18 protein-coding genes and 1 pseudogene are annotated in these 16,786 nt (G+C 71.1%); 7 read left to right on the forward strand and 12 right to left on the reverse strand.

Annotation, left to right across the window (positions count from 1 at the left end):
• Window positions 1-176: 176 nt before the first annotated feature.
• Complete coding sequence (locus ACRRSS_RS17295; RefSeq protein ID WP_435972031.1) at window positions 177-665, forward strand: SUKH-3 domain-containing protein; 489 nt, start codon at window positions 177-179, stop codon at window positions 663-665.
• A gap of 207 nt (window positions 666-872) precedes the next feature.
• On the opposite strand, the gene ACRRSS_RS17300 is transcribed toward ACRRSS_RS17295, so the two are convergent.
• The 5 genes from ACRRSS_RS17300 to ACRRSS_RS17320 form a co-directional block, all read right to left on the reverse strand.
• Window positions 873-1,004 (reverse strand): hypothetical protein, encoded by a 132-nt coding sequence (locus ACRRSS_RS17300; protein ID WP_435972032.1) that lies wholly within the window; start codon window positions 1,002-1,004, stop codon window positions 873-875.
• 157 nt (window positions 1,005-1,161) lie between these two features.
• Window positions 1,162-1,833: a hypothetical protein gene (locus ACRRSS_RS17305; protein WP_435972033.1), complete on the reverse strand. Its 672-nt coding sequence runs from the start codon at window positions 1,831-1,833 to the stop codon at window positions 1,162-1,164.
• Complete coding sequence (locus tag ACRRSS_RS17310; RefSeq protein ID WP_435975357.1) at window positions 1,833-2,294, reverse strand: DUF2199 domain-containing protein; 462 nt, start codon at window positions 2,292-2,294, stop codon at window positions 1,833-1,835. The genes ACRRSS_RS17305 and ACRRSS_RS17310 overlap by 1 nt, the downstream gene beginning before the upstream one ends.
• A 365-nt stretch (window positions 2,295-2,659) precedes the next feature.
• Window positions 2,660-3,004, reverse strand: coding sequence for a hypothetical protein (locus ACRRSS_RS17315; protein ID WP_435972034.1), 345 nt, complete (start codon window positions 3,002-3,004; stop codon window positions 2,660-2,662).
• A 162-nt stretch (window positions 3,005-3,166) separates the two neighbouring features.
• A complete protein-coding gene (locus tag ACRRSS_RS17320) occupies window positions 3,167-3,763 on the reverse strand; it encodes a CGNR zinc finger domain-containing protein (RefSeq protein ID WP_435972035.1) in 597 nt (198 codons plus the stop codon).
• 38 nt (window positions 3,764-3,801) lie between these two features.
• Here ACRRSS_RS17320 and ACRRSS_RS17325 point away from each other — a divergent pair, with 38 nt between their 5' ends.
• On the forward strand, window positions 3,802-5,019 hold the full coding sequence (locus ACRRSS_RS17325) for an MFS transporter (protein ID WP_435972036.1): 1,218 nt from the start codon (window positions 3,802-3,804) through the stop codon (window positions 5,017-5,019).
• Window positions 5,020-5,437: 418 nt separating this feature from the next.
• A complete protein-coding gene (locus tag ACRRSS_RS17330; RefSeq protein WP_435972037.1) occupies window positions 5,438-6,886 on the forward strand; it encodes a hypothetical protein in 1,449 nt (482 codons plus the stop codon).
• 111 nt (window positions 6,887-6,997) lie between these two features.
• On the opposite strand, the gene ACRRSS_RS17335 is transcribed toward ACRRSS_RS17330, so the two are convergent.
• Together ACRRSS_RS17335 and ACRRSS_RS17340 are read right to left on the reverse strand one after the other, a co-directional pair.
• Entirely contained in the window at window positions 6,998-7,597 is a 600-nt protein-coding gene (locus ACRRSS_RS17335) for a lysophospholipid acyltransferase family protein (RefSeq protein ID WP_435972038.1), read from the reverse strand.
• A complete protein-coding gene (locus tag ACRRSS_RS17340) occupies window positions 7,594-8,541 on the reverse strand; it encodes a diacylglycerol/lipid kinase family protein (protein WP_435972039.1) in 948 nt (315 codons plus the stop codon). Before ACRRSS_RS17340 ends, ACRRSS_RS17335 begins: the two co-directional genes overlap by 4 nt.
• 206 nt (window positions 8,542-8,747) lie before the next feature.
• Between ACRRSS_RS17340 and ACRRSS_RS17345 the strand changes: the two genes are divergently transcribed.
• On the forward strand, window positions 8,748-10,469 hold the full coding sequence (locus tag ACRRSS_RS17345; protein WP_435972040.1) for a hypothetical protein: 1,722 nt from the start codon (window positions 8,748-8,750) through the stop codon (window positions 10,467-10,469).
• A gap of 16 nt (window positions 10,470-10,485) precedes the next feature.
• A complete protein-coding gene (locus ACRRSS_RS17350; RefSeq protein WP_435972041.1) occupies window positions 10,486-11,772 on the forward strand; it encodes a glycosyltransferase in 1,287 nt (428 codons plus the stop codon).
• A gap of 121 nt (window positions 11,773-11,893) precedes the next feature.
• Here ACRRSS_RS17350 and ACRRSS_RS17355 read toward each other — a convergent pair whose 3' ends face one another.
• Both ACRRSS_RS17355 and ACRRSS_RS17360 read right to left on the reverse strand, forming a co-directional pair.
• Window positions 11,894-12,502 (reverse strand): class I SAM-dependent methyltransferase, encoded by a 609-nt coding sequence (locus ACRRSS_RS17355; RefSeq protein WP_435972042.1) that lies wholly within the window; start codon window positions 12,500-12,502, stop codon window positions 11,894-11,896.
• A 306-nt stretch (window positions 12,503-12,808) separates the two neighbouring features.
• Complete coding sequence (locus tag ACRRSS_RS17360) at window positions 12,809-13,552, reverse strand: hypothetical protein (RefSeq protein ID WP_435972043.1); 744 nt, start codon at window positions 13,550-13,552, stop codon at window positions 12,809-12,811.
• 208 nt (window positions 13,553-13,760) lie between these two features.
• Here ACRRSS_RS17360 and ACRRSS_RS17365 point away from each other — a divergent pair, with 208 nt between their 5' ends.
• Window positions 13,761-13,949: a hypothetical protein gene (locus ACRRSS_RS17365; protein WP_435972044.1), complete on the forward strand. Its 189-nt coding sequence runs from the start codon at window positions 13,761-13,763 to the stop codon at window positions 13,947-13,949.
• A gap of 70 nt (window positions 13,950-14,019) precedes the next feature.
• Here ACRRSS_RS17365 and ACRRSS_RS17370 read toward each other — a convergent pair whose 3' ends face one another.
• Window positions 14,020-14,817 (reverse strand): SGNH/GDSL hydrolase family protein, encoded by a 798-nt coding sequence (locus tag ACRRSS_RS17370; RefSeq protein ID WP_435972045.1) that lies wholly within the window; start codon window positions 14,815-14,817, stop codon window positions 14,020-14,022.
• 163 nt (window positions 14,818-14,980) lie between these two features.
• Between ACRRSS_RS17370 and ACRRSS_RS17375 the strand changes: the two are divergent.
• Window positions 14,981-15,472, forward strand: a pseudogene (locus tag ACRRSS_RS17375) (FAD-linked oxidase C-terminal domain-containing protein); the annotation flags it as partial.
• On the opposite strand, the gene ACRRSS_RS17380 reads toward ACRRSS_RS17375, so the two are convergent.
• Complete coding sequence (locus tag ACRRSS_RS17380; protein ID WP_435972046.1) at window positions 15,447-15,860, reverse strand: nuclear transport factor 2 family protein; 414 nt, start codon at window positions 15,858-15,860, stop codon at window positions 15,447-15,449. The pseudogene ACRRSS_RS17375 and the gene ACRRSS_RS17380 sit on opposite strands and share 26 nt — an antisense overlap.
• 28 nt (window positions 15,861-15,888) lie before the next feature.
• Window positions 15,889-16,437, reverse strand: a complete 549-nt coding sequence (locus ACRRSS_RS17385; RefSeq protein ID WP_435972047.1) for a type 1 glutamine amidotransferase domain-containing protein — start codon at window positions 16,435-16,437, stop codon at window positions 15,889-15,891.
• Between the last annotated feature and the right edge of the window lie 349 nt (window positions 16,438-16,786).

Genomic DNA, 16,786 nt, shown 5'->3' on the forward strand with positions numbered 1-16,786 from the left:
GCCCCAGGCCCGCCCGCTTCCCGCCAGGCCGGTGAAACGCCACCTCGGCGACTGTGGGCGGCTGAAGGTGCCCGCCCACGAGGCCGTCAACCTCGCCAGCGACGCCAAGAGCGGACTGCCGAGCCAAAAGAGCCGCTACCGGTGCTGTGTAGATGCTCCCGCCCGGCCATTGGAGTGTGAGAGAGGGCTTGCACATGCCGAGAATGACAACGGAGGCGGTCGAAGCCGTTCTCGCCGACGCTGGCTGGTTCCGGGGCCGTGACATCGGCGACCAGCTGCCCCAGTTCCTGAGGTTCGTGACCGACCGCTTCGTCGAGGAAGGCCACCCGGTAGAACCGTTCCGGGCCGCTCAGGACTTCGTCCGGGAATTCGGTGGGATTCGTCTGGAGATTCCGGGAACCCCGTCGGCCGCCATCGGATTCACACCTCACTGGATCTACTCGGAGAGCAGCGAGGACGTTGCCGAACTCGCACGGAACCTGGGAGGGAAGTTGTTTCCCGTCGGATACGAAACGTTCGACGGCGCGATGATCGTCATCGACGAGACCGGACGCTTCTTCCTCCTTCACCACACCGGCCCCTACTTCCTGGGAACGAACCCGCACGAGGCCGTCAGCTGTCTGCTGCGCGGCCGCCAGCAGGAAGCGCGCGACCACTTCGTCTGATGCCGTCCGGGAGGGGCCGCCTTTCCTTGTGGGGGCGCATGGTCACCGGCCGATCCAGCCAGGCTGGTACTCGCCGAACCCCCGTCGGCACCTCCCCGTGAGGAGTTCTTCGCCGAGGCGTCCACGTACTTCGGGGGCGGCCCGCGTTATGGGCTGCCCCGTAATGGCGGTCGGGGTGGGGTATCGGCTGCCTGAGGCTCCTCGACGTCAGAGGAAGATGAGGTCGACGCTCTCGTCTACGCAGAAGCGCAGGACGCCTGTCAGTTGTCGGGCGTCCTGGATGTACTGCTGGAGAAGTGGTTCGTCGGGCTCCTCCAGACATGCGTCGATGATGGACACGTGGCTCGCCGGGACGACTGCGCGCGAGGGGCCGCTCGCAGTGACGGAAAGGCTGCGTCCCGCCGGTTTGTGGGGCCGGGAGCGGCAGTGGCCGAATCCTGCGCCACCAGCCGGACCGGCTTCTGGTGTCCGGGTGGGGCTCACCGCCGATACCCACTCAGCCGCCTTGGAGGCCCCACTCGTCAAGGCCGCCGTAGACGTGGGCTCGGAGACACTGAGGGGCGTCAAGACCGACGGCCTCGCCGCGGTAGAGGGCGATCAGCGAGTCCCTGCCCCGCCACCAGGTGTCGGTCAGGCCCTGCACTTCAGGTACCGGCTCGTACCCGTCGAGGTCGAGGGAGTCGACGGCCTCACCTGTGAGCGTCGTGATGGTCCTGGCCTCCCTTCCCGCATGGTCGGCCAGCGCCAGGGACTCCACCCATCCGTCCGTACTGGCATGCAAGGGCGTCCAGCGGTAGCCGTCGATCCCGAACGCGCCTTCTGGTCCGATCATGAATCCATAGGCCATGGAGGACCGGCAGTCCCCGGCCTGGAACGACCAACCCTCCGTGGCCGAGCCCACGGGACAGTCGGCCTCGAGGATGCGCGGACCGCCCTCGTAGAACGGGGCCGGCGGCAACGCGATACCGCCCCAGCGGTCCTGGAAGGCCACGATTCGCCCGATCTCCGCAGCGGGGATCCCGTGCTCGATCCACGCGCTACGGTGCTGCCGCAGGTCCCGCCGGGGGACACGGATGCCGTGCGCCTCGACGAACGTCCGGGCCCTGCGGCTCAGCCCCGCCGGCGCGATCGGGACCGGCGACACAGACACGTCCGATGCGTCGGTCATCACCGCTCTTTGCTCCCGGCGTGGAACACGGCCGCCGCGATCTCCCGTACGCGGTCAAGGGTGATCCCCGTGCGCTGTTCGACGGCGAGGGGATGGTCGGTGGGCTCAAGCTCGACGCAGGGGCGCTCACCGACCGGGCGAGTGTGGAGGTGGGTCTTGAGGTTGAGGGTCGTGGGCGGGTAGACCGGCAGGTCCGTGGTGAGCCAGCCGAAGTACGGGTCCTCAGCCTCACGGCCGGGCCTGTCCCACAGGTCGGCCGCCCGGGAGAAGTTGTCCCGGCTGAGTGAGACCCAGACGCCCCAGGAGAACACCTCGTCGCTGCCGATGACGGGTATCTCGATCAGGCCCTTGACGAAGTAGTGCTGCGCTTGGACGACGCACTGGTCCGACGAGAGCAGGCAGTCGTCGGCCTCCGCGAACACCGGCTCCCAGACTGCCGAGGCGTGAGCCGTGTAGTTCATCGGCAACTCAGGGTGGTGGGCCCCGCAGCACGAGCAGATGAACCCGAGATCACTGGTCATGACGGGGAGCCTACTGACGCACTCCGTCACACCACTCCATCGGGGACTGAAGCGGCCACCTGCACCGGCGCCGCGCCGCTCTCCCCTGGGTCCCGTGCCGCTCTCCAGGCCCCGGTCTCCCGTCCGGAGACGCCTCTCGCCGTGGACCGGCGGGGCGGACCGTCTCGCCGCTGGCGGTTGCGACTTTCAGGCCGTCGCAAAGAGAAGTGAACAGGCAACACACGAGTGCGCGAGTGCGCGGAGGCCGGGGATCCCTCCACGTGCTTCCGGAAGAAGCGTCTTTGGGGTTTTCGAGAAGAGCACGGTCAAACCGCCCCCGACCAGGCCGTACGACGCGGCCATAGAGAGGGCGAGCTCTTGACCCTCACGTGGGCGTGAGGCTGCATAGTCGGTGCCGTGGCGTTGACCACGAGATGTGGATCAGCACCATATGCCAGGAGGATCGCGGTCAGTGCGCTGTCGATCGGTTCCCCCGACTGGTTCGCGACATCGACTTCTCTGTCGATGGCGTGCATCAGCAGAGTCATCTGGCTGCAGACCTCGTCAGCGTCGGCTCCCTCGTCGAGGATGCGCGTGAGCGTCGCGTGGTCGCTCAACTCCACCGCTTGGTGAGCGGGCGTCCAGGGGTTCTCGATCTTTAGGGCATCCACCCAGGGCATTCTGCCCGATGGGACGCGACCGGGCGTCAAGATGTCTACGGCGTAGGTGCCCTGACGCCCAGCCACGCCTGGTGACCTGTCGCAGCTAAGGCAGCGCAGGTGAGTGGTTCCCCGTAGAGCTTGCGTGGTGCCGCTTCGGCTCCTTGGCGCGCTCTAGTCGGCCTCGCGAGGTTGCTCGGCGGCGTGCGCGCGGCGATGGGCTGCGACTCGTTCGCGGGTCGCGCATCGGCGGGAGCAGTAGCGGCGTTCCGGGCCGCTGCCTTGGGCGATGAAGACGTTCCGGCAGCTGGGGGAGGCGCAGATTCTGCCGGGCGGGCGTTGGCGGTCCCAGAGGAGAACGGTCAGGGCCATGCAGGACGAGGCGAGGAGCCACTCGTCCCAGGGGGCGTTGTCGTCCTGGTCGAGGTGAGGATGCCAGGGGGTGCTGCCGTCATGCGAGGTGAGGCGGAGCGGCCCGGTGTGTTCCCGCAGGAGGCGGTTGAGGGTGGCCGCGGCGTCGTCGGCGTGGTCGGCGGCGAAGACCTGCCGCAGCAGCGTGGCCGCGGCGCGCATCCCGGCGACATCGCGGGGCGTGAGCTCGATGGGGTCCGCCTCGCCGTATGCGCTGAGCACATCGGCGACTTCGGCCGGGTCGGGGGAATCCCCGGCGAGAGCGTTGAGCAGGGCGGCGGTCCGCTGAGCCGTGGTCAGTACCGAGTGCCGGGTGGACCAGTCGGCGTTGGTGGAGGTCACTCGCACAATGTAACGCATCTTGCTGAGATTTGAGTTACTTCCGTAACGTCTCGCTCATGACGAAGCGTTACTTTATCCATTGTCACCTTGCCGGGGCCATGGCAGCTCGCGCTGGGGACGAGATGTCGGGACCGGCGCTGCTGCTGACGGGATTCGCCCACACCGGGTCGACTGTCGACGCGGCGTCGTTGCTCGCGGGGGCAACGATCTCGGCGGCGGGGGGAGGACCGGTGCTCGGGGCCCTCCTCGACCGGGCGGAGTGGCCGGGACGCCTGCTGGCCGGGGCCCTTGTCCTGTACGCGGCCGGGCTGGGGGCGATTCTCGTGGGAATCGACCGGTTCCCGTTTGCCGTCACGATCCTCATCGCGGTTCTGACCGGTCTGTTGGGGCCCGCGCTGTCGGGAGGGTGGACGGCCCAACTGCCCCGTGTCGTGGACGCTGATCGCCTGTCCCGGGCGAACGCGCTCGATGCCATGACCTTCAGCGCGGCAAGTCTGGCGGGCCCTGCCCTCGCGGGCGGTGTGGCAGAGGCGTGGGGCGCCCCGACGGCCGGTGTGGTCTCCGCGGTGCTCATCGCCTTGGCAGTGCCGGCGGCGTGGATGCTGCCTGCCCGTGCGCGCCGAGCCGGTCCGGGCCGAGGGCGTGGCACTCGGAAGTCCTCGGTCATCAGCGACCTCGCCGCCGGCATGCGGGTCATCGTCGGAAGGCCGTCCTTGGCCCGAGCGACCCTCACCTCGGTTGTCTCCTGCGTCGCCCAGGGCATGCTGATGGTGTGCGTCCCCCTCCTGGGCGAGCGCGTCCTGGGCGGAGCCGGCCGTGGCGCGGTGCTGCTCTCCTGCGCGGCGGTCGCCGCGCTGGTGGCCAACGCCGTACTGGCCCGGTTCCCGCGTTCGGTGGCCCCCGACACGATCATCTGGGCCAGTGCCGTCCTCCAGGCCGCCGCGCTGGCCCTGGCGACGTCGGGCCATCCAGTCGTGCTCATCGTGGCCGTGCTCATGGTCGGCATCGGCGAAGGTCCCCAGCTCGCCGCCCTGTTCGCCGTCCGCCATCGGGAGGCCCCGGAACATCTGCGAGCCCAGATCTTCACCACCGGAGCCAGTCTGAAGATCACCGGATTCGCCGTGGGCGCGGCGCTGGCCGGACCAGTCGCGGCATGGTCCCTCCCCGGCTCTCTGGTGCTCGCGGCGACTGTGGCGGTCGGTGCGGCACTGGCCTTCTTCGCGATCCCGTCGACAACCGTCGGCTCGTCCGAGGATCGGTCGATGTCGTGCTGACGGGGACCGGCGATGGGCCGGACCTGCGGACAGCGGCCCCGTCGACGGCCTCGGCGGTACGTGACACGTCGTCGAAGCCTTCAGCGCGGCCTGTACCTCGTCAGGAGTGGCCACCAGACGGTCCGGGGGTCCCGGTACGCCGACGGAGAACGGTGACGAGTCCGGCCCCCCGACGTTGGGTCGCGGTGGCGTCGACGGCGCCCTCCGTGGAGGTAGCGGCAGAGGTGCGCAGTACACGGCAGTCACGCGAGGGCGTGACTCGTGGCTCGAGACGTGCTCGCGAGGCATGGCAGCGCACAACTGCGGGGCGTGATCCAGCCGGTCCCTCTGACACGGTCCACCGTTGACGCCAGCCGGCCTCGCGGTCCGGTGTTCGGCGGCCGCGACCGCAACTATCACCCGTACCGGAATCCTGGTCGTGCGTGACGACGTGCGTGACGACGTTCGCGGCCAGGTCGACGTGCTTGTCGCCGTCGGCCGCCCGGCTGAGGCACGGGCCGCCGCGCGCAGCGCGCTCGACGCGGACGGGCCTGACGTGGGCCTCTTCCTCGCGCTCGCCCGTGCCCACCTGGCCGAGGACGACGACGACCACGACGACGCAGCCGAGCGGGTCTTCCGCGAGGGCCTCGACGCCTTCCCGGACGACATCGCTCTGCTCGCCGGGTACGCGGAACTCTGCGCCCGCACCGACGCGATGGACCGGCCGGGGCGGCACGCCCGCGGTGCTGTCCTCCTCGCCCGCCTACGGGAGATCGCTCCGGACTCCGCGGAGCTGCGGCGCGCCGAGGGCGCGGGAAGCTCCGTCTCCATCGGCGCCAAGGACGAGGCCTCGGCGCGCCGGGTGCAGTCGTTCGACGCCCGCCGTGCCTTCGCCGACGCGCCGACACCCGAGGCCGCCGCCGCCCAGGCCGCCCGGTGGGCGGCCGCTGCCCCGCACGACCTGCGGCTCGCCGTCCTTGCCGGGACGACCGCCGCCTTCGCCGCCCCGGGCCGGACATGGTGGCGCTTCCTGCTGCGCCGGGGTCTCGAATTCCGGTGCGCCGTCGGTGCGGTGGTCGCTCTGCTCGTGGTCGTCCGCCTCACCGTACTGCCGTCGGTGCCGTACGGCCTGACGGTGGGGTTGGGGCTGCTGATGGGGCTGCCCTTCCTAGCCCTCCGCAAGCAGCTGCGAACCGCCCGCGAACGGGCTGCCGAGCGGATGGCCGCGGCTGCGGCCGAACCCGTGCGGGAGGGTGGAGCGGCCACTGGGGGCGACGGGTCCGGGCCGCCGGAACTGCCGCCCGTGCCACGCGCAACCCGGCGTGAGTGCGCCTTCGCCGGGGTCGGATTCGCTCTGCTGCTGGTCGTCGGCGTCGCGGCGTACGTCTCCTCCGTCGCGTACCCCCGCTACGACATCGTCGCCCACGACACCTTCCGGGGCCTCAAGGGCTTCGACCTCCAGGAGGAGTACGACCCGTTCGGTGCCGTGCCCGACAACGAGCGGGAAGCGTCGACGGCCAAGATCTACGTCGCCGAGGACGCCGCTCCTGACGCCGCCGCGGAATACCTGGTGGCCGTCACGACGGGAGACTTCCACGAGATGCGGGAGTCCTACGTGCACGGAGAGGGCGATGCCATCCCCATGAACATGACGGCGGCCGGCACCGTCCACGGCACCTGGCGTGCCGACGCCGGCCCGTACGGCGCCTGGATGCGGTGTTTCCGGTACACCGAGGCGATCATCGGCACCCCCCGGGCGATGTGCGCCTGGGCCGACAAGGGCAGCATCGGCATGGTCCTGTTCACGGCGCAGGACGGGAACCAGGCGGCGATCGAGGAGACGGCCCGGTCCATCGGCGCCGACTTCCTCCGGCCCGCCCAGGAGTGACGAGGACCGAGGAGTGGCGAGGGCCGAGCGGGAGGGCTCAGGCTCGCTACCTCAACCCGAAGCACCTCGGCTCCGACGAGCTGATGGATCCGGTCGCAGCCGCCGAAGTACTCACGACGAAGGCGGCGCGATCGTACGAATCGTGCGCATGGAGTTCTCGACGGACGCGACGCTGAGGCCGTAGTCGGCCGGCCGGGGTTCGCGGGAGTGGGGGAGGAAGACCACCCGCACCCGTGGTCGGTGCGTTAGCGACGCGAGAGCCCCGGCACCCGTCACGGCGCACCCGATGAGTCTGGTTTCGGGCACCGCCGTGAGCAGGCGGGCGGCACCGCTGCGGACGCGCAGGGTCCGCCCGCGTGAGAGCGTGCCCTCGGGGAACACACAGACGCACGCACCGGACCGGAGCGCCTCCACCGCCGCGTCCAGGCCGCCGCTCTCCCCTCCCCGTTCGATGGGGATCTGCTGGAGCCGGTCGAGCACGGCACCGAGCGGCCGTCGCTCCCACAGGGACCGCTTGGCCAGGAATCGGACCTGCCGGTGACGGCGTGCCGCGACGCCGACGACCAGGGCGTCCAGGGGCGTGTCGTGGTTGGCGACGATCAGGGTGGGACCGGTGCGCGGTATGTGGTCCGCCCCGTCGACACTCAGCGGTCCGCGCCCTTCCACCACGACCCGGGCCGCGGTCAGTGCGAGCCGGTACGAGAACGTCATGCGGGTTCCTCCTGGGCGAGGGGTGGGGGAGCGAGGACGCGTAAGGCGCGTGGAACGGACGCGAACCGCAGCTGGCCGCGGTGCCCCAGCGGATCGCCGTCGACGTGCACGGGCACGGGCCGGTCGGACAGGACGGTGAACCGGTCGACGTCGTGGGCGACCAGCTCACCGGCGCGGGGCTCGTGCGGTGTCCGGCCGGCCATACGAGCGACTGAGCGGATCAGGGCGAGGGGATCGGTCGTCCGACGGGCGTAGAGGTCGAGCCGGGTGTCGAAGGAGGCCCGTGGTGTGGCGCGCAGCGGCCGGTGGCCCACGTAGGTCCAGGGATCGCTGTTCGAGACGACCAGCCACCGTATGCCGTGGCACGGTCCGAAGCCCGGCCGTTCAAGCCGCATCTCGGCTGACGAGGGCACGAGGAGATGGCGCACCGCCGTACCCGCGGTGCGCGAGAGGCTCGACCGGCGCCCCCGCAGGCGTTGAGCCTCGACGTCCGCGACGATCGCGGCGTCCAGGCCGACTCCCGCGGCGAAGAGGAAGTACCGCTCGTCGACCCTGCCGACGCCGATCGTCCGGTACCGCGCGGCGCGCACATGGCACCGCAGGACCTGCGCCGCGGCCCGGAAGTCCCGCGGAAGACCGAGGGAGCGGGCGAAGACGTTGGTCGCACCGCCCGGGGCCACGCCGAGGGCCGGGACCCGGCCGTGGGCCCCGTCGGAGAGAAGACCGTTCGCGACCTCGTTGACGGTGCCGTCGCCGCCCAGCGCGACCACCACGTCCACGGTCCGCCCCCGCATCGCGTCCCTGGCGAGCGCGACGGCATGACCGCGGCCGGTGGTCTCCGCCAGCTCGGTCCGTGTGACTCCGCGCAACGCGTCGAGGAGACAGTCGCGCCGGGCGCGGTCGACGCCCGTTGCGTGGGGGTTCACTACGACGAGTGCGGACATCGTGGCAGCGTACGGCGGCGCTAAGGCTGTTTGCGGGGTGAAAGCCAATAATCCTCTGAATGATTTCCCCAAATCCGCATACCTCTGTCCTTGGGTGTTCCCGGTGGGACATGATGGGTCGCCCATGCGGCCGGGGCAACGGAGCCCCGTCCGCGCGTGCTCGACGGGCGGCGATGACGGAGCTGGCGAGGGACCACCTGGGGCGCATGACGTTCTCCAGCGCGCGGGCCGCCCTCTTCGTCAGCCTGCGGGCACCCCTCTACGTCTTCAACATCGTCTCCGCGGAGGGCTGGGTCAAGGACCGCCCTCTCGTCCTCGCGATCACCGTGCTGGCCGCGGCGACCGACGCGGGCATCGCCCTGCGAATGCACCGGTCGGGGCGCGACCTCATGAAGGCCCGTGTCTCGCTCGACCTGGTCTACGCCTGCCTGGGCGCGCTCGCCGTGCCACCGACGTGGCCGTACTCCGGTGTGCTCATGTTCCTGGTCCCGACCGCCATCGAGCTCATCGCCGTCCGGGGTCTGCTGCTCGGCGCGCTGTACGTCGCCACGGTGGACGGCGTCATGTACCTCACCCGGGTCACGGCCGGCGCCGACCCGTTCGTGTTCGAACTCCTCTTCTACGGCGGGTGGATGCTCGTCATCGGGGCCGTCGCCTTCGCCGTGACCGAACTCGCCGGACGGCAGCACCAGAGAAGGTTCCTGACGGAGCGCGAGGCCTTCCGCAACATGGTCGCCCTGCAGACACGCAACGAACTGCTCCTCGGACGCGGCGGTGCCGTGGCGGAGGCCCTCAACCGGACGTGGTACCAACTCGAGACGGCCGTGGGCGACACGGCGCGTCGCGCCCATCACGAGTTCCGAGGCGAACAGCAGCACCTCTCCGACAGGACCCGGGAACAGGCGAGGTACCTCGCCGACATCCTCCTGGAGACAGCGGCCGCGCAACGTCTCGGACGGCCCGCCGTCGCGGAACACCTGCACTTCACGATGGACAGGGAGCAACGCCTCCAAGTACTGACCCCCGCCCAGGCCGACGCGTTGACGACCCGGCTCACCGCCCTGGACCTGACGGGGCGGCACCGGGCGGAGGTCCTGGCCAGCGACCCCGTGACCGGCGAGGCCAGGCTCTCCGTCGGCGGCCGGACACTGCACGTACCGCCGGCGAAAGGACGCAAGCTGGCCCTGGTACCCGCCGCCGTGATCTTCGGTTCAGGCTCCCTGCTCGCCCTCGTCAACCCGATCTACGCGGACCTCCCCCTCGCCCCGGTCCTCCTCACCATGGCGGCCACCGCGGCACTGGGGCTCGCGGCCGAGAGACGGAGGAGGCACAGACGGGAGAAGGACCTCAGTGCAGGGATCCGCCTGCTCTGGCTCACGACACTGCTCCCGGCGCTCCTGGTCCTCGCGATGACGGCCGTACTCCCCGTCCAATGGAGGCTGACGGACGGGCGGATCATCGTTCCCGCGATCATCGGGCTGACGGCCACGCTCTACATGGTGGGCATCATCTGGCCCGAACTGCCACCCCGTCTGCGCCTGGGCACCGTCGCCTTCTGCCTGGCCTGGACGTTCGTCGCCATCGAGATGAATCCGTACGGCGCCCCGCCCCTCCGGTCGGTCATCGGCACACTGGTCATCCCCGCCAGCGTCGTCATGGCGGTCCTGGCCTTCGACAACAGGAACCGGGACCTGGGCCTGCGCCTCCACGACCAGTGGGTGGGAAGCCTCCAGGCCACAGCGGATGACATCAGACGCCGTTGCTTCGACGAGGAGATCGACCTGCTGAGGCGTCAGATCGCCCACGCCGCCCACGTCGTGGACAACGCCGCAGGCGACCACGACGTGGAGATCCCGGCACGATCGCTCGCCGAGGCACGGTCCTCCCTCGACGCCCTGCGCCATCAGGGCGTGGTGCACGCCACCTAAGGTCAGGAGTTCACCGATGGGCCGCAGTTCGCCGATGGGCCGCGTCGTCATTCTCGCCCTCGGATCCAGGGGGGACGTCGAGCCGTGCGTCGCCCTCGCCGGGACGCTGCGCCGGGCAGGCCACGACGTGGTGATCCACGCGCTGGACGACTTCCGTGATCTTGTCGGCCGTGCGGGCATCGACTTCGCGTCCATGCGCGCGAGTCTCCCTCGGCAGGGGAGGGTGTCCCGGCCGGTGGGCTGGGCGATGACCCACGCGCACCGCAGCCCGCTCGTGGCGGTGGCGGGCGTCCGCCTGTGGTTACGGGGCACCGCGACCGAGGTCGCGCGATCGGTCACGCGCCTGGTCCGCCCCACGGACACGGTCATCAGCGGAATCCTCACCCTCGACACGGCGCTGGCGCTCCGCACGGCACTGGGATGTCGTCTCGCCGTGGTGCTGTTCGCCCCGTGCCTGCCCACGCGTGAGGGGCCGAGCCTCGTGGAGGCGGTCAGGCCCGCCCGTACCAGCGTCCTCAACCGCGCCGCCGGAACCCTCACGTGGTCGGCGGGCGTGTGGTGGTCCAGACCCGGCGGGGCCGTAGCACGGCGCGAACTGGGCCTGCCCCGACACCGCACCGAACGGTCCCTCCTCGTTCCCCCGGACGTTCCCGTCCTCCTCGCCGCGAGTACCCTCCTCGTCCCCGAAGCGAGGGACTGGGGCCCCGGGGTACGGCTGACCGGACCGTGGCAGCTGCCCGCACCGAGCGGCTGGGAGGCGCCCGACGGCCTCGCGACGTTCCTCGACGAGGGCCCCGCCCCCGTCTTCGCGAGCTTCGGCAGCGTCGGCCTGGCCTCGGACGTGCCGATGTGCGTCAACGCCGCCGCGACCGCGGGCGTCCGTCTGATCACCTCCGTGCCACGCGGTTCCGGCACGGCGGCGGGCCGGGTCGGTGACACGGTCTACGTGGTGGACGACGCACCGCACGCGTGGCTGCTGCCCCGTACCGCCGGAGTCGTCCACCACGGCGCGGCCGGCACCACGACGACCGCGCTGGGCTCAGGCGTCCCCTCCACCGCCGTACCGCACCAGTTCGACCAGCACTACTACGCCCGTCGACTCGCGCTGCTCGGCGTCGGACCCACCCCCGTGCCGAGACGGAGACTGGACAGCGCCCGGCTCGCGGAGATGATGACGGCGATGACCCGCGGGCCCGAGGCGGGGGAGTACCGGCGGCGGGCGCTCCTGACCGCCGGGCAAGCCACGGGGGAGTGTGGCACCGAGGAGGCGGTACGCGTCATGCGAACCGCCGGGGTGCTCTGAACCCGGACGGAAGGGCGGCGGTACGGCTGCCCCGAAGCACCGTATGACGGGCTAGGACCGATGGGTGACGGAGCGGGTGGCACGCCGGTGAGCGTGTGTGAGGGGCGGCCCGGCGTCCATGTCACCCGTGCGTCGTGGCGTCGACAGGGACGGGCAGTACGACGTGGGGGTAGGAACGCAGTACCGGATAGAAAGCCCTGAAACGCCGGGCCGAGACGGGGGCGGCTCCGCAGGACCGGAGGAAGGCCACCCACTGCGCGACGTTCCGTGCGCGGTGCGCGACTCCGATGTCGTCATGCGCGGCGTGGTTCAGCAGGTAGTCCCACGCCCTCCACCACAGGCGTTGCGCCAGGGTTCCGGGGGCGTCCTCGATCACCACGACCGTCGACCGGGTCACCCGCACGACCTCGCGTACGAGAGCCTCGGGATGTTCCGCGTGGTGCAGTACGAACACGAGCAGCGCCGCGTCGAACGACTTGTCGGGGAAGGGCAGCGTGTCCCCGTCACAGAGCAGCAGGGGAACGTCGGTGACGTTGTGGTCGACGACGTCGACCGCGGTCACCGAGAGCCGCCCGTCGGCACCGAGGAGCTCGGCGATCCGACACCCACCTGCCCCGACGTCGAGAACGCTGCCCCCCACCGGCAGATGCGGCCGGATCCGGGCGACGAGCGGCTTCTCCCGCCAGTAGACCCGTGAGAAGGCACGTCCCACCCAGCCGAGGAAACCCATGAGGCCACTATGACGTCGCCGCCACGACGACGGCAATGCCGTCTCGACGGTCCGAACACGCCAACGGATCGCCGCTGGAGCGGCGTTACTGACGAGGCACGCACGCGGCTCACGAGAGTCGTCCTGGGGGCGCGTGGTCCTACGCTCCGACGACGAGCTTCTCCCCTCCGACGCCGGGGCTCTTCGTTCCGACGACGAGGTTGTACGTTGCGTCCGCGAGGTTCCAGGTCCGTGCACGAAGCACTCCAGGAGGCACCGCACGCGGCTCACGAGCCTCCCCGCCCCGTTCTCGCGCGTCCTGGCATGTCACCGACCGGTGTCCCCACGGTCGTTGTGCGGGTCGTCCGCCGCTCTGAGTCCGAGCAAGCGCCGCATGAGAGGCCGCAGTTCCTTCCCGTGCGCGAGCCGCCGCCGCTCGCCCGTGCGGAACAGCGCCACGGGCAGGAGGCCGCCCAGGGTCTCGCGGAGACGGCGACGTTCGTAGGCTGACACGCCTTCGGCCGAGGCGCCGTCCGACACCAGCGGACGTGTGGCCCTGCTGCCTTCGGCCGCGGCGAGCGCGTCCCCGATCCGCGGCTGTGCGACGAAACCGACGGTTCGCCAGTCGACCGGCTTCCGGGGGCCCATGTCCCGGGGCGACTCCACCGCACGGACGAAGTGCGCCGCGGACGGCACGTCGAGGTAGTCGAAGGCGTAGTCGACCCTGGCCTCCTGACACCGCAGGGAGAGCTCGGGGTGCGTGCGCGCGTACGAGCTCACCAGGATGATCACGGGCCGCTCCCTGCCAGCCAGTTCGCGGATGTGCTGCGCGACCCTGGGACCGAGGAAGCGGTCGGGCAGTTCGCCGCTGCCCATCAGCGCCGGATGCTCCCGGTCGTCCCGGCCGTCCAGTACGACGGTGTCGAACCGATGCCAGTCCGTCTCCTCGAACGCCGCCTCGAAGCTGTAGCCCACGGCGGTGTGTCCGGCCGTCCGCAGCCAGCCGAGCCGGCCCTCCAGGACGTCCTCGCGCTCATCCACCACGGCGACCCGCATGCCGACCACCCCCACCTTCCGCACTGTAGCGGCCGACGCGTCGGGCGGAGCCGGGTGCGGGAGGACCGGGTGGCCGTCGTTCGCAGAATCCACCCCTCTGTTTTGCGAACGCCCAAGGCCAGTCTGGCTCCAGACCGCACCGTGCCGATCCGCGTACGGCCGGCGAAGCCCCGTGCTCCGCCGGATCCGCCCGCTCCGGCCGAACCGAAAGGACACCGTCACCATGACCGGCCCGAGCAACCGAGCTCTCCTCTCCCTCCGCGCCGCACTGGTCTTCGTGCTCAGCCTTCTGGTCGCCGCGGTGGCCGGAGGCCTGACCTACCTGAGCACGCACCGCGTCCCCGACGCCCTCATCGCCGCGGGGGTCGCCGCCGGAGGCGCGGTGGCCCTGTTCGGCACGATCATCGAGTGACGATGGCGTCCCACTGCTCCGCGGCACCCGGCCGGCATGATCGCCCGATCATGCCGGCCGGGTGCTTCCCTCATATGCCGACCGACGGCACCCCCACCGGCAGCAGCTCCGGGCGCCGGGCGGCGCGGCCGTCGCCGGAGGAGCGGCCGCGTAGACGGCGGAGCAGCCAGGGGCCCAGGAACCCGGCGGCCCAGCGCAGTTCGCCGACCGCCGTGCGTACCGCGGTGGTGGTCGTGAGCGCGGTGGGCTCCAGAGCGCGGGACCACGAGTCGTCGCTGCCCGGCAGGCCGAGCGCCTGCGCGAGCGCGGCGGCGATCCGGTCGTGGCCCAGCGGGCTCGCGTGCAGTCGGTCCGTGGCCCAGAGACGTGGATCGGTGGCGGCGGCGTGCGGGGACGTCTCGGCGAGAGCGACGCCCTGCCGGGCCGCAGCCACCCGGATGCGTTCGTTGAGGGCGTGGATCCGGGGTGCGACGGGGCGTGCGATGGGCGCGATCCGGGTGATGTCCGGGAACGTGACGGTCGCGACGCGCGTACCCGCGGCGGTGAGCGCGGCGAACATCGCCTCGACGTGGGCGGCGGTCTCGTCCGGGTCGAACCGCGGCCGCAGGAGGTCGTTGACTCCGGCGATCACGGTGGCGACGTCGGGGCGGAGGGCGAGCGCGGGGCCGAGCTGCTCCGCGCGGACCTGTCCGGCGAGCCGGCCCCGGACGGCCAGGTTGGCGTACCGCACCTCGGGGCTCACCACCGCGATCCGTTCGGCCAGCCGGTCCGCGAAGCCGCGCAGCCCGGTGACGTCGTCGCCGTCGCCGACCCCCTCCGTCTGACTGTCGCCCAGCGCGACGTACCGCAGATACTGACCGTTCCCCATGGACCGTCCGTCTCTCCCGTGGCACCGGCGTGCCAACCCCGAGAGGCAGTCTAATCAATAAAGTGAATAGTCGCGCTGCTGAATAACTGGGCGCCTATGGCGAGGGGCCGATCGACGGGGGCGGGGGCATCCGGTGCGCACGCCGGAATCCGGTACGGGGGAGGCGCCCGGCGACGCGGCGGTGAGCGCGTGGCGCTCGGCGTTCCTGCGGATGCCGTACCTCCGGGACGGCCTGGCGCGGATGGGCGCCGTCGCGGAGACCTTCGAGACGGCGGCAACCTGGGATCGCGTACCCGCCCTCGTCGAGGAGGTCCGCCGGGAGGTCGGCGAGGCGGCCTTCAAGATCTCCGGCCACCCCGCCACCGTCAACTGCCGCCTCACGCACGTCTATCCCGACGGCGCGGCGCCGTACTTCACGGTGCTCGCCGCAGGGCGCCCCGGCGACGAGGTCGCCTGCTGGGACGAACTCAAGGCGGTGGCGAACGAGGTACTCCACCGTCACAGGGCCACCATCACCCACCACCACGCCGTCGGCCGCGACCACCGGCCACCGTACGACCGTCAGCGACCGGAGCCCTTCGCCCTCGCGCTGCGCGCCGCCAAGGGCGCCCTCGACCCCCGCGGCATCCTCAATCCGGGGGTGCTGGTGGACTGAGCGGGCCGCGCACCGACGGGTGAGGTGGCCCCGGGCCCGTGAACGCTCTCGGCGGGCTCGTCAGGACTAGCGGCACCGAGCTGCCGGAGCCGGGAGAGGACGTCGACCACGTCCCGGACCGACCCCCACGAGATCCCCGAGGACCGGACACGCCCCGGACCTCGGTGACTACGCCCGACACCGTGTTCGTGGAGACGACCTTGGCGCCTTCGGCGATCGTCTCCTCGACGGCGACGTGGATGTCGGGAGACGCCCGTGGGAGGATCTCCCACACCCGCTTGAGGGCCTTGACCCCGGCCACGTCCGGCACCGGCGTGTGGAAGACCAGGTCCGCTGCGACGCACGCGTCGTTGGTCTTCGCGATGACGTCCGGGTCGCCGCTGTTCACGGCGGAGCTCGCGCTCGCTCCGACCTGTCTAGCCGAGGGCGCGGATGATCTCCGCGGTGAAGGCGTCGAGATCGTCCGGCCTGCGTGAGGTGATCAGGGTGTGTCCCGCGGAGGTGTCGACGACGACCTCCCCGTCCACCCACGTGCCGCCCGCGTTCTCGAGGTCGGAACGGAGCGAGGGGTACGAGGTCAGTTCGCGGTCCCGGACCAGTCCGCTCTCCACGAGGAGCCAGGGGCCGTGGCAGACGGCCGCAACCGGCTTGCCGGCCTCGGCGAAGGCCGACAACAGGCGTTGGGCGTCGTGGTCGGTCCGGAGCTGATCGGCGTTCAGTGTGCCGCCCGGCACGATCACGGCGTCGAACTCGTCCGCCGAGACCTTCGCCAGGGTGATGTCCGGCTGGACCACCGCACCCGGTCGGCGATCCGAGACGAGGGTCTGCACCGCGTCGTCCTCCTGGGCGGCGACCGTGACCCGCGTGCCGGCATCACGCAAGGCGGCCATCGGCTTCTGCAGCTCGTCCTGTTCCGTCCCGTAGTTGGACGTGATGATGAGGACGTTCTTTCCTTCGAGCGGCATGGTGTGCTCCATTCCAGGGTGAGAACCTTCGCCGTCTGGGCTCCTCACCCCCAGGGCGCGACCCAAACGTCCTATTTGTGCATCGGGTGAGGGCGAGGGGCGAGGGTGAGGCGCGAGGGCGGTGACCATCGGTCGCGCGCCACGCTGTCGCTCTCGGTCAGGACGGCCCGGAGTGGCGGGCGTCGTTCGTCGATCGAGGAGTAGGGCGCCGGTCGCCCCTACCACCGGCGTGTACCACGGCGAGGTTGTCCGCTGTGAGGCGCCGTCGACGTGCGGTGGTAGACGAGGCCCGTCGCCAGGGGGCGGCGGAGAGGGATCCCTCGCGCGCGTGCTGTGCGCAGGGGAGTGG

It is taken from the genome of Streptomyces sp. Qhu_M48, from assembly GCF_051305195.1.
GTDB lineage: Bacteria > Actinomycetota > Actinomycetes > Streptomycetales > Streptomycetaceae > Streptomyces.